General features: G+C 70.9%; 12 protein-coding genes. 10 read left to right on the forward strand and 2 right to left on the reverse strand.

The genetic code is table 11. From position 1 onward, the window contains the following. The first annotated feature begins 23 nt into the window (after window positions 1–23). The 10 genes from pstA (at window position 24) to ACFC09_RS06075 (ending at window position 13437) form a co-directional block, all read left to right on the forward strand. The gene (gene pstA, locus ACFC09_RS06030) at window positions 24–1286 is read left to right on the forward strand and encodes a phosphate ABC transporter permease PstA (RefSeq protein WP_376524271.1); all 1263 of its coding nucleotides are present in this window, start codon (window positions 24–26) and stop codon (window positions 1284–1286) included. Then, window positions 1283–2986 carry a phosphate ABC transporter substrate-binding protein PstS gene (gene pstS / locus ACFC09_RS06035; RefSeq protein ID WP_376524272.1) on the forward strand — a complete coding sequence of 568 codons (1704 nt, stop codon included), beginning with the start codon at window positions 1283–1285 and terminating at the stop codon, window positions 2984–2986. Before pstA ends, pstS begins: the two co-directional genes overlap by 4 nt. Next, window positions 2986–5457: a hypothetical protein gene (locus ACFC09_RS06040; protein ID WP_376524273.1), complete on the forward strand. Its 2472-nt coding sequence runs from the start codon at window positions 2986–2988 to the stop codon at window positions 5455–5457. Before pstS ends, ACFC09_RS06040 begins: the two co-directional genes overlap by 1 nt. A 249-nt stretch (window positions 5458–5706) precedes the next feature. Then, the gene (locus tag ACFC09_RS06045) at window positions 5707–6639 is read left to right on the forward strand and encodes a substrate-binding domain-containing protein (protein WP_376524274.1); all 933 of its coding nucleotides are present in this window, start codon (window positions 5707–5709) and stop codon (window positions 6637–6639) included. A gap of 87 nt (window positions 6640–6726) precedes the next feature. Next, a complete protein-coding gene (locus ACFC09_RS06050; RefSeq protein ID WP_376524275.1) occupies window positions 6727–7656 on the forward strand; it encodes a hypothetical protein in 930 nt (309 codons plus the stop codon). Window positions 7657–7743: 87 nt separating this feature from the next. Then, window positions 7744–8670, forward strand: a complete 927-nt coding sequence (locus tag ACFC09_RS06055; RefSeq protein WP_376524277.1) for a hypothetical protein — start codon at window positions 7744–7746, stop codon at window positions 8668–8670. A 43-nt stretch (window positions 8671–8713) separates the two neighbouring features. Then, window positions 8714–10420, forward strand: a complete 1707-nt coding sequence (locus ACFC09_RS06060) for a hypothetical protein (RefSeq protein ID WP_376524278.1) — start codon at window positions 8714–8716, stop codon at window positions 10418–10420. Window positions 10421–10736: 316 nt separating this feature from the next. Next, window positions 10737–11699: a sortase gene (locus ACFC09_RS06065; RefSeq protein WP_376524279.1), complete on the forward strand. Its 963-nt coding sequence runs from the start codon at window positions 10737–10739 to the stop codon at window positions 11697–11699. A gap of 47 nt (window positions 11700–11746) precedes the next feature. Continuing rightward, on the forward strand, window positions 11747–12625 hold the full coding sequence (locus ACFC09_RS06070; protein WP_376524280.1) for a phosphate ABC transporter ATP-binding protein: 879 nt from the start codon (window positions 11747–11749) through the stop codon (window positions 12623–12625). Continuing rightward, complete coding sequence (locus ACFC09_RS06075; protein ID WP_376524282.1) at window positions 12622–13437, forward strand: hypothetical protein; 816 nt, start codon at window positions 12622–12624, stop codon at window positions 13435–13437. Before ACFC09_RS06070 ends, ACFC09_RS06075 begins: the two co-directional genes overlap by 4 nt. Window positions 13438–13617: 180 nt before the next feature. Here the strand turns inward: ACFC09_RS06075 and ACFC09_RS06080 are convergent, their stop codons facing one another. Both ACFC09_RS06080 and ACFC09_RS06085 read right to left on the reverse strand, forming a co-directional pair. After that, entirely contained in the window at window positions 13618–14811 is a 1194-nt protein-coding gene (locus tag ACFC09_RS06080) for a hypothetical protein (RefSeq protein WP_376524283.1), read from the reverse strand. Between the two features lie 151 nt (window positions 14812–14962). Further along, entirely contained in the window at window positions 14963–16594 is a 1632-nt protein-coding gene (locus ACFC09_RS06085) for a phospho-sugar mutase (RefSeq protein ID WP_376524284.1), read from the reverse strand. Window positions 16595–16649: the final 55 nt, after the last annotated feature.

Consider the following 16649-nt stretch of genomic DNA (forward strand, 5'->3'; position numbering starts at 1 on the left):
ACGCCACACAGGAATGAGCGACCATGACCGTTGCCCCTGAAGCGCCCGGTGCGCGTCAGGCGACCGGCCGCCCGCGTACCACGCTGCCGGGCCCGGCCCGCAGCGCCGAACCCGGCGGGGAGCGCCGTCGTGTCCTGACGCAGTTGCGTGCCACCGACACCTACGCGATGGTCGGCGCCGTCGGCGCCGCGCTGTCGCTGACCTGGCTGCTGTTCGCCTGGCTGCTGCCGTTCAACGGCGCGGTCGGCTTCGTCGTCATGGCGTACGGCTTCTTCCTCCTGATCTACGCCCTGGTGGTCTCCTTCGACGAGGACGGTCCCGCCATCGTCGACCGGATCGCGGCGGCGGTCGTGCGGTCGCTGGGCCTGCTGCTCGTGGCGATCCTCGCGTTCGTGGTGTTCTACGCGCTCGTCGAGGGCCGCAACGCGCTCGTGCACCTGAACTTCTTCACCGAGGACATGAAGCTGGCCGGCCCGCTGGAGCCGCTCGGCGTGGGCGGGGCGCTGCACGCGGCGGCCGGCACCCTGATCATGATCACGATCGCGCTGGTCATCACGGTGCCGGTCGGACTGGTCTGCGCGGTGTTCCTGAGCGAGGTGCCCGGTCCGTTCGCCCGGTTCGTGCGCACCATCGTCGAGGCGATGACCGCGCTGCCGTCGATCGTCGCCGGTCTGTTCATCTACGCGACCGCGATCCTGGGTCTGGGCCTGGACCAGTCCGGACTCGCCGCCGCCCTGGCCCTCTCGGTGATGATGCTGCCGATCATCATCCGGGCCGCCGACGTCATCATCCGGCTGGTGCCCGGCACCCTGCGCGAGGCCAGCTACGCGATGGGCACGAGCCGCTGGCGCACGGTCTGGCACGTGGTGCTGCCGACCTGTCGTTCCGGTCTGACCACCTCCGTGATCCTCGGTACCGCGCGCGGCATCGGCGAGACCTCCCCGGTGCTGCTGACCGCGGGCTTCACGAACGAACTCAACCTCGATCCGATGCACGGCCCGATGGTCTCCCTGCCGCTCGCCACCTTCGAGTTCGTCAAGTCGCCCGAGCCGACGATGATCTCGCGCGGCTTCGGCACGGCGGCCCTGCTGCTGGCGTTGGTGCTGCTGCTGTTCGTCGCGGCCCGCGTCATCGGCGGCCGCGGACCGGGCCGGCTGTCCCGCCGTCAGGAACACCGGCGCGTACTCGCCTCGCGGCGTGACGCGCGTCGATTCGCCGAACGCCCGGCGCCCCCCGCATCCACCCCGCCCTCCGTCCGCCGTACCGAACCCGGGAGTCCGTCGTGAAACCCGCCACTCGTTTCCGTCTGGCGGCCACCGTGCTGTCATTGCTGTGCGTCCTGCTGGCCGTCCAGACGCCGTCCGCCGGCGCGGCCACCTACGCCAAGATCACCGGCTCCGGTTCGACCTGGAGTTCCAACGCCCTCCAGCAGTGGATCACCAACGTCAAGGCCAACTACGGCCTGACGGTCAACTTCTCGGCCAACGGTTCCTCGCCGGGCCGTGAGCAGTTCAAGAACAACACCACCGACTTCGCGGTCTCCGAGATCCCCTACGGCCTCAAGGAGCAGGGCGTCACGGAAGTGCCGCCGAGGCGTGGCTACGCCTACATGCCGATCGTGGCCGGTGGTACGGCGTTCATGTACAACCTCAAGATCAACGGCAAGATGGTCACCAACCTGCGGCTGTCCGGCGACGTCATCACCAAGATCTTCACCGGCAGGATCACCCGCTGGAACGACCGGGCGATCGCCGCGGACAATCCGGGGCTGAACCTGCCGCCCACGCCGGTCGTACCGGTGGTCCGCTCCGACGGATCCGGTACCAGCGCCCAGTTCACCATGTGGATGTCCAAGGAGTACCCGGACCTGTGGGGCGACTACTGCTCCCGCACCGGCCGCGGTAGCGGCAACTGCGGCATGACCTCCAACTACCCGCTGCTCGGCGGCTCCGCGATGATCTCCAAGGCCAGCTCGCTCAACGTCGCCGGCTTCGTCCGCCAGGCGTCCGGCGAGGGCGCGATCACCTACGTCGAGTACTCCTACGCCAGGAACGCCAACTTCCCGGTGGCCAAGGTGCTCAACAAGGCCGACTACTACGTCGAGCCGACCGCCTCCAGTGTCGCGGTCGCCCTGACCAAGGCGGAGATCAACCAGGACTCGCGCTCCGTCAACTACCTGACGCAGAAACTCGACAACGTCTACACCTACGGCGATCCCCGTACCTACCCGCTGTCCAGCTACAGCTACATGATCCTGCCGACGAAGGAGGAGGCCGGCTTCACCAAGGCCAAGGGCAACTCCCTCGGCACGTTCGGCCGTTACTTCCTCTGCGACGGCCAGCAGCAGGCGGACCGGCTGGGCTACTCACCGCTGCCGAAGAACCTCGTCGAGGCGGGCTTCGAGCAGCTCCGCAAGGTGCCGGGCGCGCCCACCGCCTCCATCAACATCAACGACTGCCGCAACCCCACCTTCTCGGGCGGCGTCAACACCCTGATCAAGAACGCTCCCTACCCCAAGAGCTGCGACAAGAAGGGGTCCACCCAGTGCACCACCGGTACCGCGGGCGCCGCGGGCACCGACACCCCGGTGAAGCCGGGCGCGCAGGGCGGTAGCGGCTCGGGCGGCTCCGGCTCGTCGTCCGGCGGCTCGTCCTCCGGCGGTTCCTCCGCCACGGGCGGCAGCACCGGCGGTACGGACACCAACGGTGACGGGAAGCCCGACAGCACCGCGAGCGCCGCGGCTGCCGCCGGTACCTCCGGTGGCGTCGTCGACCCCGACACCGGCCAGGTCGTCAGCGGCGACGGGACCGGCACCGGCGACACGTCCGTCGCCGCCAACCCGGTGAGCCTCGCCTCCGACAACACCCTCGGGATGCGCGGCGCCCTGATGGCCCTGTCGGCCGTACTGCTCGTCGCGGTGGTCGTGGGACCACCGCTCACCGCGCGGGCGCTGGCAGCCCGTTCGCGCCGCAAGGGAGAGCTGTGATGGGACGGTTGACGATACGGAGACCTCCGGTGCGGCGGCGGGCGAACGCGGGCGTCATCTGCCTGCTGTCCGCGCTGCTGCTCGCGGTGCTGCCGCTGCCCAGGGGCGCGGAGCAGGCGCAGGCGGCCACCACCGGGAGTTCGGCGGTGACCAAGGGCGGGACGAAGGGGAAGTACGACGACTTCTCCAAGCTGAAGGTCACGGTGCACCAGACGAAGGGCCTGACCTGGCAGGGCGTCAAGGTGTCGTGGACGGGCGGGGCGCCCGCGCCGAAGAACGCGCAGAAGCTGAACTTCATGCAGTTCATGCAGTGCTGGGGCGACGATCCGGCGAAGGGGCCGGACCGGACGCAGTGCGAGTTCGGGCAGGAGAAGGGGACGCCGCCGGGCTCCCTGCGACTGGCCTCGCCCGCGACCGACCCCGCGGAGACGGACGGTCTCCCGCAGGACTCGGCCGGTGCGGGCACCTTCGTGCCCTTCCGGCCGGTCTCGGGGGCCGAGACCTCGGGGGCGTACGACACCACCTACTTCAGCTCCGAAAACACCAATTCCGTCTCGTGGATACCCAACGACGGCAACGGATCGGGCGAGATGGTCTTCGAGCTGAGGTCCGCGGGCGAGTCGGAGTACCTGGGGTGCGGGGCGCGCAGGAACGCGAGCGGCGAGATCGAGCCGTGCTGGCTGGTCGTGGTGCCCAGGGGCGAGTACGAGCCGGACGGCTCCTCGGCGGCCAACAAGGCGACCGTCACCTCGGCGCTCAGCCAGTCGAACTGGGACCAGCGGATCGTCTTCCGCCTCGATTTCCAGCCGATCGAGCAGAACTGCGCCGCGGACCAGTCGGAGCGCCCGATCATGGGCTCCGAACTGGCGACCGACGCGGTCACCTCGTGGCAGAGCCAACTGTGCAGGACCGGAGACAGCAGGTTCACCTACGCCACCCAAGGTGAGCCGCAGGCGCGTGCCGCCATCACGACACCGGGCGCCGGGGGCCTCGCCATGACGGTGAATCCCGTCGAGTCGGCCGAGGGCGGGGTCCAGGTGGTGCACGCACCTGCCGCGATCACCGGCGTGACGATCGGCTTCGTCTGGATGTTCGAGAAGTCGACCTTCGAGTACGTACCGCTGAAAAAGCTGAAACTCAACCAGAGACTGCTGGCCAAGGTACTCACCCAGTCCTACGCCAGTAGCCTGCTCCCACGGATCGAAGGCACGCCCGATTACCTGTCCGGAAATCCGGAGTACATCGGGGGGGATCCAGAATTCAAGAAGCTCAATCCCGATTTCGTGGGAGCTGATTATCAATCGCCGATCGGACTGGTCGTCAGCGATGACAACACCGACTCGGCCGGCATGCTCTGGAATTACATTCTGGCGGACCCGGACGCGAGGAAGTTCATCGAAGGGCAGAAGGACCCCTGGGGCATGAAGGTCAACCCCGCGTACCTTGCGGACGGGGTGATCTCGGACTCCCTGGACTACTTCCCGAAGGCGGACCTCACGGCCACGGCCGTCCCCTGCAAGAACGGCGGCCCCAATGCCCCGCAGACGCTGAACCGCAGCGGTCTTGACGTGGTTCCCTACGCGGACAGCATGCACAGTGCGGCGGTGGCGATCCGCCAGGGTGACATCGGCACGGCCTACGAGTGCATGGCCAACACGAGTACCGCCAGCCTGACGAAGCTCGGGCGGCCGTCCCCGGTGGACCAGCGCCAGATGGGCGTCGTGGACAACCCGTCCGCCGTGCGCTACCAGCTGGGTACCGCGGCTCTGCCGAACGCCGACGGGGACTATGTCCAACCGACCGACGACTCGCTGCTCAAGGCGGTCGCCGAGATGCCCGACTCGGACGTGGCCGGCGTCAAGAAGCCCGCTCCCGCCGAGATGAAGGACGGCGCCTATCCGCTGGCCGCCCTGGTGTACGCGGCGGCCCCGCTGGACCAGGCGAAGGACGCGCGCCAGGACTACGCGCGGGTGATCCGGTACGCGGCCGACCAGGGCCAGACCCAGGGCGCCGAGCGGGGCCGGCTGCCCTACGGGTACGTCCCGCTGACCACCGCCCTGCGCCAGCAGGCCAAGCAGGCGGCCGACCGGTTGGAGAAGGGCGTGTCGAACTCCGGCGAGTCCTCCTCCGGCGGCACCTCCGGCGGCAGTGACGCCGGCGGCACCGGTGACAACGGTTCACCGGGCGGCGGCGGGGTGTCGGGCGGCGGCGCGGACGGCGGCACCGGAGCCGGGACGGCGGGCACCGCGGCCGGCGCCGGCGCCTCCGGCGGCAACCCGCCCTCCCCCGTGCCGAGCGAGACCGATCCGGCCAAGCAGAACGTGGCCGCCTCCGGCGGACTCACGCCGTCGGAGGTGCTCGGACTGATCCGCTGGGTGCTGCTCGGCGTTCTGATCGCGGGCGGTGTGGCGGCCCTCGCCGGCCCGGTCATGCTCCGGCTCTCGGCCCGGCGGACGGCCGGTGGCGGCTGACCTTTCGGCGGCATCCGGATTCCCCGGGACGCAATCCGTCCCGGGGAATCCGTACACCGTTCTGTGGATTCCCTTGGATTCACCTAGGAAATGGTCTCGTAACCTGATGAGCGAATGGAATTGGTGGTCGCCGGTGCGGATCCATGGAAAGTTTTTAGCCGCCGGCCGACGGGCCGGTAAAAGCAGCAAAATCCGGATTCCGCTTGACCGTCCCATGCTCGTAATCCGTTTCCACGGAGGAGAACAGAAGTGAACGTCAAGTCCCGTGCTTTCGCCGGTGCCGTCGTCGGTGCCGCCGCCCTGGGTCTCACCGTCATGGCCCCCGTCGCCTCGGCCGACCCGGCCCCCGGCGTCTACCGTGTCCTCGCGGGTGTCGGCTCCGACACGACCGAGGACGTCGTCAACGGCCTCGGCGATTCGGTCAACGGTGGCGCGACGATCGCGTCGTACAACGCGACCGGCACGCCGACCATCAAGACCCGCCTGAACGGCTGTGAGATCAACCGTCCGAACGGCTCGTCGAACGGCATCACCGCGCTGAACAACGACATCGACAGCAAGACCGGCTGCCTGGACTTCGCGCGCTCCTCGCGCGGTGTCGCCACCGCCGGCACGGACCTGACCTGGATCCCGTTCGCGTCGGACAAGCTGACGGTCGCGACCCGCGAGGACGGCCCGCTGGCCAACCTGAACGTCTCCACGGCCGACCTGCGTGCCATCTACGCGTGCACCAAGACGACGGTGACCGTCAACGGTGTCGCCCGCCCCGTGACCCCGCTGATCCCCCAGAGCGGTTCCGGTACCCGTAGCTTCTTCCTCACCCAGATCGGCAACCCGACCCTGGGTTCCTGCGTCCACGAGATGCAGGAGCACAACGGTGAGGCGCTCACCCAGGGCTCCGACATCGCCCCGTACTCGGTGGCGAAGTGGACCTCCCAGGTCAAGGGTCTGATCGACGACGTGCACGGTGCCACCGTCCTGGGCGCGATCGACGGCGGCGCCTACAGCCGTGACGTCTACAACGTGGTTCCGACCGCCAAACTGAGCGACCCCACCATCGCCGCCACCTTCGTCGGCTCGGGCTCCAAGGTCTGCCAGGACTCGGCCACGATCACGAAGTTCGGTTTCGGCGCCACCCCCTCCATCCCTTGCGGCGACACCTCCATCAAGGGCGAGAACTGATCACCGCGCAGTAACCCCGCACAACGGCCGGGCACCCAGTGGGTGCCCGGCCCGGCGGCGTATTCGTCTGTAGTGAGGAGAGCAGAAGTGAACGTCAAGTCCCGTGCTTTCGCCGGTGCCGTTGTCGGTGCCGCCGCCCTGGGTCTCAGTGTCATGGCCCCCGTCGCCTCGGCCGACCCGGCCCCCGGTGTCTACCGTGTCCTCGCCGGTGTCGGTTCCGACACGACCGAGGACGTCCTCAGCGGCCTGGGCAACGACGTCGACGGTGGCTCGCTGATCGCGTCGTACGACGCAACCATCTACGGTTCGGCCAAGATCAAGACCCGCGCGGCCGGCTGTGAGATCGACCGTCCGAACGATTCGTCGGCCGGCATCACCGCGCTGAACAACGACATCGACAGCAAGACCGGCTGCCTGGACTTCGCCCGCTCCTCGCGCGGCCCTCAGAACTGGGGCCCGAACCTGACCTGGATCCCGTTCGCGACGGACAAGCTGACCATGGCGGTCCGCCAGGACAGCCTGCTGAACGACTCCGACGGTCTGGACCTCACCGTGACCCAGCTGAGGTCCATCTACGCGTGCACGCTGACGCAGCTCAACCACACCACCCTTGAGCCCAAGTTGCCGCCGTCCGGTTCGGGCCTCCGCACCGTCTTCCTGAACATGATCGGCAACCCGACCCTGGGCTCGTGCGTCGGCACGACGCAGGCGAGCGACGGCAAGGCGCTGGACACCGTGGGCGACATCGCCCCGTACTCGGTGGCGAAGTGGATCTCGCAGACGCGCGGTCTGATCGAGGACCTGCACGGTGACACCGTCCTGGGCACGATCGACGGCGGCCAGTACTCCTTCCCCGTCTACAACGTGGTTTCGACCGCCAAGCTGACCGACCCCACCATCGCCGCCACCTTCGTCGGCTCGGGCTCCAAGGTCTGCCAGGCCACGGCCACGATCACGAGGTTCAGCTTCGGCACCGCCTCCGACTGCGGCGACGTCTTCCTCAAGGGTGAGAACTGACCACCGCGCAGTAACCCCGTGCAACATCCGGGCACCCGGTGGGTGCCCAGTCCGGCGGCGTATTCGTCTGTAGTGAGGAGAGCAGAAGTGAACGTCAAGTCCCGTGCTTCCGCCGGTGCCGCCGCCCTGGGTCTCAGTGTCATGGCCCCCTTCGCCTCGGCCGACCCGGCCCCCTGCGTCTACCGTGAGCTTGTCGGCGTCGCTGACGACACGACCGAGGACGTCCTCAACGGCCTGGCCGACTCGATCGACGGCGGCCTGCTGATCGCGTCGTACGACGCGACCGGCTCCACGACCATCAAGACCCGCCCGGACGGCTGCGAGATCGCCCGTCCGAACGGCTCGTGGGCCGGTATCGCCGCGCTGAACAACGCGATCGACAACGACACGCGCTGTCTGGACTTCGTCAGCTCCTCGCGCGGCCCTCAGACCGCCGGTACGGACCTGAACTGGATTTCGTTCGCGTCGCACAGGGTCACGGTCGCGGCCTGCGAGGACGGCCCGCTGGCCGACGTGAACGTCTCCACGGCCGACCTGCGTGCCGTCTACGCGTGCACCAAGACCACGCTGACCACGCTGACCGGTGCCGACGGCCAGGAACATCCCGTCACCCCGCTCATTTCCCAGAGCGGTTCCGATACCCGTGGCTTCTTCCTCGGCCAGATCGGCAACCCGGCCCTGGGTGACTGCGTCCGCGAGACGCAGGATCACAACGGTGAGGCGCTCACCTTGGGCTCGGACCTCGCCCCGTACCCGGTGGCGAAGTGGGTCTCCCAGGTCAAGGGTCTGATCGACGACGTGCACGGTGACACCGTTCTGGGCGCGATCGACGGCGGCGCCTACAGCCGTAACGTCTACAACGCGGTTTCGACCGCCAGGCTGACCGACCCCGTCATGGCCGCCACCTTCGTCAGGCAGAACTCCAAGGTCTGCCAAGCCACGGCAACGATCACGGAGTACGCATTCACCACCATCCCCGGCTGTGGCAGCACCGTCCTCACGGGCGAGAACTGAGCCGGATCCATCCGCAACCGAAACCCCTTGGGGGGAGCACCACATGAACCATCGTCTGGCACAACTCAGATCACCCGTGGCACTGCTGTCATGCTTCGCGCTGCTGTGCGCCACCCTGGCCGGGATCGTCGCCTTCGCAGGCAGTGCCAACGCCGCGGGGACCAACCTCGGCTCGTTCACCCTCAGCCCGGCCACGGGGAAGATCTCCGACCCTCTAATGGCCACGTCCGCGACATCGAGCACGGGCTGCCCGGACCCGGCGAGCGGACAGAGCGGGAACCAGCCCTGGCTCTACGTTCTCAATCCGCAGAACGACAGCGACGGGCCAGCTGTGGCCCAGGCCACGGCGAAGATACCGAACGGCACGGACGCCTTCACTGTGAACCTCAAGTCGCCCATCCTCCCGGGCCCGGTGAGCCTGGAGACGGCGCTGAGAACCTATGTCACCTCACCGTCACTGGATGGCACATACACGCTTGCTCTTCTGTGCAGGGCCGGAGTCAACAACCCGCTCGTCGCTCGGTTCCTTGCCAAGGTCCGCGTCGCGGGTGATACCTGGACCCAGCTCCAGCAGCAGCCCACGACCGTCGCCCTGGACGCGCCCGACGGCGTCCCCGTCAACGGCGATCTCAAACTCACCGCGACGGTGACACCCTCAGGCGCCCCGGGCTCGGTGGAATTCAAGAAGGGTGACACCTCGCTCGGAACCGCGCCGGTGACCGGCGGCAAGGCCGAACTCACCGTCAAGGCACCGGCCATCGGCGGCGCCTACACCTACACGGCCGTCTTCACGACCTCCGACCTCGATGCCTACACCGACGCGACGGGTGGTGATGATGCGGGCATCACGTACCTCGTCACCGCCAAGGACACCAACGGCGCCCCCCTCGGGGACAAGCCGACCCTCGCCATCGGCCAGTCCGCGAAGATCACCGTCCAGGGCTTCACCCCCGGGTCCACGGTCAAGGTGAGCCAGGAGGTGTCCGACGCGACCTTCCCGGACGCGACCGCGAACTCCGACGGAGCGGTCGTCGACTACGCGTTCACGGTTCCCGACCGCACTATCCCCGGTGAAACGGACCTGTATTTCGCCGAAGGCGGCTCGAACAACAACCGGGCGAGCTTCACCTTCATCAGCACCGACGAAGCCTCCTCCCCACCCCCGTCCCAGAACCCCGACCTCGACGTGACCGACGCGGACGGCAAAGCCCTCGACGTCAACCCCGACCTCGAACCCGGCCAGACCGTGAAGATCACCGCCCGCGGCTACACCAAGGACGCCGCGGTCAAGGTCACCCTCGCCGACAGCGAGGCGACCTTCGAGGACGCCAAGGCGAACGCCGCCGGGACCGTCGACAAGTACGAGTTCACCGTCCCGAAGGACATCGCCGACGGCGACCACACCCTCACGCTCGCCGAGGACAAGACCGACGGGCACAGCGTCGACTTCGCCTTCACGACCGGTGCCGGCTCCACCGAGTCCCCCGAGCCCAGCCCGTCCGCCACGGACACCGGCGGCACGGACACCGGCGGCACCGGCAACGGCGGTACCGGCACGGGTGGCCTGTCCGGCGGTGACAGCGGCGGCAGCGGCAGCGGCGGCGGCGGCTCCATGGCGTCCACCGGCGCCCAGGTCGGCGCGATCGGCCTGGCCTCGCTCGCGCTGCTCTCCGCGGGTTCGGCGCTCGTGCTCCACATGCGCCGCAAGGGCCTGCTGACCTTCGGCGGCGACACCCCGCAGCACCACTGACCGGCCGGGCGGTCCGGGGGCGCGCACCGATGCGCCCCCGGGCCCGCCCGTCCGGCCGCCGTACGAGACCCCTCGTACGCAACACGTCGTACGAGAGGCCCGCCGTACGAAACCCGTCGTTGGCAACCCGTCGTACGAGATCCGCCGTACGAAACCGCCGTACGAAACCGCCGTACGAAACCGCCGTACGAAACCGCCGTACGAAACCGCCGTACGAAACCGCCGTACGAAACCGCCGTACGAAACCGTCGTACGAGACACGCCGGACGAGTGGCCTCGTACGAAGGAAACCGTCCCGCTTCGAGGAGCGCACCCCGTGACCACGCTCGCCCCGCCCCCGGCCGACGCGTCGGCGCCCACCGACGGCCCGCCCGCACCACCACCGCCCCCGACCGCACGAGAGCCGCGCCAGGAAACCCCGCGGCCCCCCGCCCGCCCCGGGCTCGCACTCGCCGGGGCGGCCCTGTGCGTTCTCGCCGCCGTGCTCCTCGGCTTCGCCGCGAACCTCACGATCGTCGGGCACCTCCAGCACGCCCGTGACCAGCAGACGGCCTACGACGAACTGCGCAGAGAACTCGCCCTGGGCACCGCGCCGGTGGGCCAGCGCGACTACGAGGGCAAGCTCCTGGAGCCAGGTGCGCCCGTGGCGCTGCTGAAGATCCCGGCCCTCGGCCTCAACGAGGTCGTCGCGGAGGGCACCACCTCCGAGGTGCTGATGGCCGGACCGGGCCACCGCCGGGACACCCCGCTGCCCGGACAGGCCGGCACGTCGGTCGTCATGGGCCGCCAGTGGGCGTACGGCAGCCCCTTCCTCGACCTGCACAAGCTGCCCGTCGGATCCCGTATCGAGATCACCACCGGCCAGGGCAAGTCGGTCTACGAGGTCACGGGCGTCCGCCGGGCCGGCGACGAACTGCCCGCCCCGGTCACCGGGGGACAGGGACGGCTCACCCTCATCACCGCGACCGGAGCGCCGTACACACCGAGCGGGGTGATCCGCGTCGACGCCAAGCTGATCACGCCGGTGCAGCCCAACCCGCCGCGTGACCTCCAGTCGGGCTGGATCGCCGATTCCGAACAGGCGCTCGGCACCGACTCCGGCGCCTGGCTCGCCGTCTTCCTGTGGACGCAGGGCCTGCTGATCGCCGCGCTGCTCGCGGTGTTCTCCTTCCGCGTCTGGGGCCGCTGGCAGACCTGGATCTGCGCGGGCCCGCTGCTGCTCGCCCTCGGCCTCGCCGACTCCCAGGCCATCACGGCGCTCCTGCCGAACCTGCTCTGAACCACCGGACCAACCACCGCACCCCGCACGGAAGGTGACACCAGGACATGTCCACCACCGAGAACCCCGACCTCGTCGACACCGCCGTCCAGCCGCCCGTCAGGGAGGCCGCCGGAGGCCGCCGCGCCACCGGCACCCTCTTCGCCGACGGTCCCGCCACCCTGCGGGCCGACTCCGTCTCCGCCTGGTTCGGCGACCACAAGGTCCTCGACCGGGTCTCGCTCACCATGCCCGCCCGCGAGGTCACCGCGCTCATCGGCCCCTCCGGCTGCGGCAAGTCGACCTTCCTGCGCATCCTCAACCGCATGCACGAGCTGATCGGCACGGCCTCGCTGGCCGGCCGGGTGCTGCTCGACGAGGAGGACATCTACGACCGCGGGCGGCGCATCACCCACGCCCGCCGCCAGATCGGCATGGTCTTCCAGAAGCCCAACCCCTTCCCGGCCATGTCGATCTACGACAACGTGCTGGCCGGCCTCAAGCTCAACGCCATCAGGGCCACCCGCGACGGCAAGGACGACCTGGTCGAGGAGTGCCTCACCAAGGCGGGCCTGTGGAAGGAGGTGAAGGACCGGCTCCGGCAGCCCGGCGGCGCGCTCTCCGGCGGACAGCAGCAGCGCCTGTGCATCGCCCGGTCGCTGGCGGTGCGCCCCCGGGTGCTGCTCATGGACGAGCCCTGCTCGGCCCTCGACCCGACCTCCACCCGGCGCATCGAGGAGACCATCGCGGAACTCAAGTCCGAGGTCACCATCGTCATCGTCACCCACAACATGCAGCAGGCCGCCCGCGTCTCGGACAGCTGCGCCTTCTTCCTCGCCTCGCACGGCACGCCCGGCGTGATCGTCGAACACGGGGACACGGACGCGATGTTCAACGCCCCGCGGGACGAGCGGACCTCCGACTACGTGAACGGACGGTTCGGGTGACGGGCCCGCACCGTCGTACCTCCCGCACCCGGCGCCGTCCCGTCCTGCTGGCGCTGGCCGGGCTGCTCGCCGCCGTCCCGCTCGCGGCCTGCGGCCAGGGCGGCAGCCCGCCCGGGGTCCCGGCCGCGCGGGCGCAGGCCACCGGCGTCCCGCCGGGCCTCGCCGCCGACGCCTCCGCCGACGCCTCCGGCGCTGCCGGCCGGCGGAGCGGGCCGGCCCCGACCGCGCCCGCCACCGGGTCCGTGCCCGCCCCGCGCCCGACGCGTCCCACCGGCAGCGCGCGCCCGCCCGCACCGGACCCGGCCGGCACCCGCACACCCCCGGTGCCGGCCCCCGCCGCCACCGGCCGGACCAAGGGCCCCGACCTCTCCCGGCCGCCCTCCCGGTCGCCGTCGCCGTCCACCGCCCCGAAGCGCGCCGCCGCCGGCCCGGCCCCGACACCGGGCCGTGCCGTTCTGCGGATCGGCGACTGGTCCTCGTACGTCATGCGCGGCGGCCAGGACGAGGTGGACGCCTGCCGGGACGCCGTGCAGTGGACCGGACCGGAGGTCGGCACCGAGGACGGGTACGAGATGAGCACCGTGGTGATCGTCGGCCACGACTACTGCAACGGCTTCGACCGCTTCGCCACGCTGCCGAAGGGCACCCGGATCACGCTCAGCACCGTCCACGGGACCTGGACCTACGAGGTGTACGCCAGCTACCTCACCCCCGGCCGGGGCGCCCCCGCCGCGGGCCTGTACTGGGGGGACCTGACCCTTCAGTCTTGCGTGGGTCCTGACACCGGTTTCAGCTACCTCGTACGCCTCTGAGCCCGCGGTGTCCGGCCCGGCCGCGTCGGCCGCGCCGGCGAGCGGCCGGGGCGCGGCAGGACGAGGGCCCGAGCGTGTCCGGCGGACGCCGTGGCTCCGGAGCGCCGGGACTCGGCCACCCGGGCGAAACCCGGCCCGTCGGCGGCCCCGCCGCGGCCCCGCCCCCGCCCCTGCCGTGGATCAGGGCGCGCTCGGCCACACCAGCAGCATGTACGCGCCGCAGTACGCCGAACCCGCCACGGCCGTCGCCAGCACCAGCGCCCGGTACCGGTCGGAGGCCCGTGCCAGATGCACGGCCAGCGGCAGCAGCAGCGGGAAACCGGGCAGCAGGAAGCGGGCGCGCGGGAAGTACACGCCGCCGCTGAACAGGACGATCACCAGCAGCACCCCGGTGAACACCAGCAGCGGCAGCGGCTGCCGGTCCCACACCGTCAGCGCGAACAGCACCACCGACACCAGCATCGTCAGGGTGACCACGATCAGGAACAGCTCCGGCCGCGACTGGTGGCTGAACAGCTCGCGCAGCCGGCGCAGGGTCTCGTGGCCGCCGTCCAGCTCGTTGTGCCACATCCGCTGCACGGCGAAGTAGCCGTCCCAGCGGCCGAGCCGCAGCCCCACCCAGCCGAGGTACGCGCACCAGCCGGCCGGAGCCAGCAGCGCGGCGGCCAGGGCCCGGCCCGAGAACCGGCGGCGCAGCGAGAGCAGGGCGGCCACGGAGACCGCGGCGGCCAGCGCGATCCCGGTGGGCCGGGTCAGCCCGGCCAGACACGCGCCCGCGGCCGCCCACAGCCAGCGCTCGTCGAGGATCGCGACCAGCGTCCACGCCGCGAAGGCCGTGAACAGCGACTCGGTGTACCCCATCCACTCCACCAGGCCGACCGGCAGCGCCGCCCACAGCGTGGTGAGCAGGAACCCGGCCGTCCGCCCGGCCAGCCGGTCACCGACGGCGAACACACCCCAGGCCGCGACCAGCGACGCCAGCACGGCGATCCCCAGCCCGGTGCTGGCGAGGCTGCCCGGCGTGACGACGGCGACGGCCCGCACCAGCAGCGGGTAGAGCGGGAAGAACGCCAGGTTGTTGTGGTCGAACGCGACGCCCAGCTCGTGCGTGTACCCGTGGCCGGCGATCCCCAGGTACCAGCGGGAGTCCCACTCCGTCGCCAGCATCGGCCACACGCCGCGCCCCCGCTCGTGCGCCCAGACGGCCAGGAACAGCAGCCCCGCGACGTGCACGGCGAGGAAGGCAGCCAGCGCCGGCGCCGCGCGCCGCAGCCCGCGCAGCAGCGCCCGGGAGGGCGCGCCGGCCGGGACGGGGGGCCGCCGGGTGCCCGGGATGTGTCCGCTGGGGGCGGTTTCGGGGGCGGTGGAGGACACGCGGCGGCTCCAGTACTCGGCGGGCGGCGGTACGGTTCACCGTTCCCGCAGAGCGCGCCGGAGTGCGGCCGGTGCAGCAGCCGTAGCCCCGAAATCACCCTTTGGGGTGCCCCCCGGTCCCCGGCGCACCCCGAAAGGGACGACCGGTGCCTCAGATGCCGGCGGCCGCGGACAGGTCCCGCTTGAGACCGGCCAGCAGCCCGGCCGCGCGGGCACGGGCGTCCGGCAGCCCGGCGCGGTCGGCGACCGGGACGACGACCTCCAGGTAGCACTTCAGCTTGGGCTCCGTGCCGCTGGGCCGTACGACGATCCGGGCGCCGTCCAGGGTGTACCGCAGGCCGTCGGTGGGCGGCAGCCGGTCCGTGCCCCGGGACAGGTCCTCGGCCCGGGTGACGGCGAGGCCGCCGAGACCGGTCGGCGGGTGCGCGCGCAGCCGCGCCATGGCGTCGGCGATGACCGACAGGTCCCGCACCCGGACCGAGAGCTGGTCGGTGGCGTGCAGCCCGTGCTCCACGGCCAGGTCGTCGAGGAGGTCCGGCAGGGTCCGCCCCTGCTCCTTGAGTTCCGAGGCCAGTTCCGCGACGAGCAGGGCGGCGGTGATGCCGTCCTTGTCCCGCACGCCCTCCGGGTCGACGCAGTAGCCGAGGGCCTCTTCGTAGCCGTAGCGCAGACCGGCCACCCGGGCGATCCACTTGAACCCGGTCAGGGTCTCCTCGTACGGCAGCCCGGCCCGCCCGGCGATCCTGCCGAGCAGCGAGGAGGACACGATGGACTCGGCGAAGGTGCCGGTGGCGCCGTGCCGTACCAGGTGCGCGGCCAGCAGGGCGCCGACCTCGTCACCGCGCAGCATGCGCCACGCGCCGCCGTCCCGGACGGCGACGGCGAGCCGGTCGGCGTCCGGGTCGTTGGCGATGACCAGGTCCGGTTCGCTCGCGCGGGCCGCGGCGAAGGCCAGGTCCATCGCGCCGGGCTCCTCCGGGTTGGGGAAGGCGACCGTCGGGAAGTCCGGGTCGGGCTCCGCCTGTTCGGCGACGAGGACGGGGGCCGGGAAACCGGCGCGGGCGAAGGCGGCGCACAGCACCTCGGTGCCGACGCCGTGCAGGGCCGTGTGGACGGTGCGCGCGGTGCGCGGCGAGCCGTCGGTGAGCACGGCGGCCGTACGGGCCAGATAGGCGTCCAGGACGGAGTCGTCGAGGATCTCCCAGCCCGCCTCGGGGCGCGGGACGTCCGCGAGGGAGACGATCGCGTCGATCTCGGCGGCGATCCCGCTGTCGGCGGGCGGCACGATCTGCGAGCCGTCCCCCAGGTACACCTTGTAGCCGTTGTCCCGGGGCGGGTTGTGGCTGGCGGTGACCTCCACGCCGGCGACGGCGCCCAGGTGCCGGATCGCGAAGGCGAGGACGGGGGTGGGCAGGGGCCGCGGCAGCACGGCCGCGCGCAGCCCGGCGCCGGTCACCACGGCCGCGGTGTCGCGGGCGAAGTCGGCGGACTTGTGCCGGGCGTCGTAGCCGATGACGACGAGCCCGCCGGTTCGGCCCTGCTTCTTCAGGTACGCGGCGAGACCGGCGGCGGCACGGATGACGACCGAGCGGTTCATCCGCTGCGGACCGGCGCCCAGCTCTCCGCGCAGGCCAGCGGTGCCGAACTGGAGGGTGCCGCTGAAGCGGGCGGCCAGCTCCGCGTGGTCACCGGCGTCGATGAGCCGGGCGAGTTCCGCGCGGGTGTCCGGGTCGGGGTCCTCGGCCAGCCACGCTCGGGCCCGCGCGAGGAGTTCGTCGTGCACGGTCGGTCAACCTCCGTTGCTCGTGCATGCCGGTCGAACGGGTCCGGCACATCGG

Source organism: Streptomyces sp. NPDC056161, from assembly GCF_042268025.1.
GTDB lineage: Bacteria > Actinomycetota > Actinomycetes > Streptomycetales > Streptomycetaceae > Streptomyces.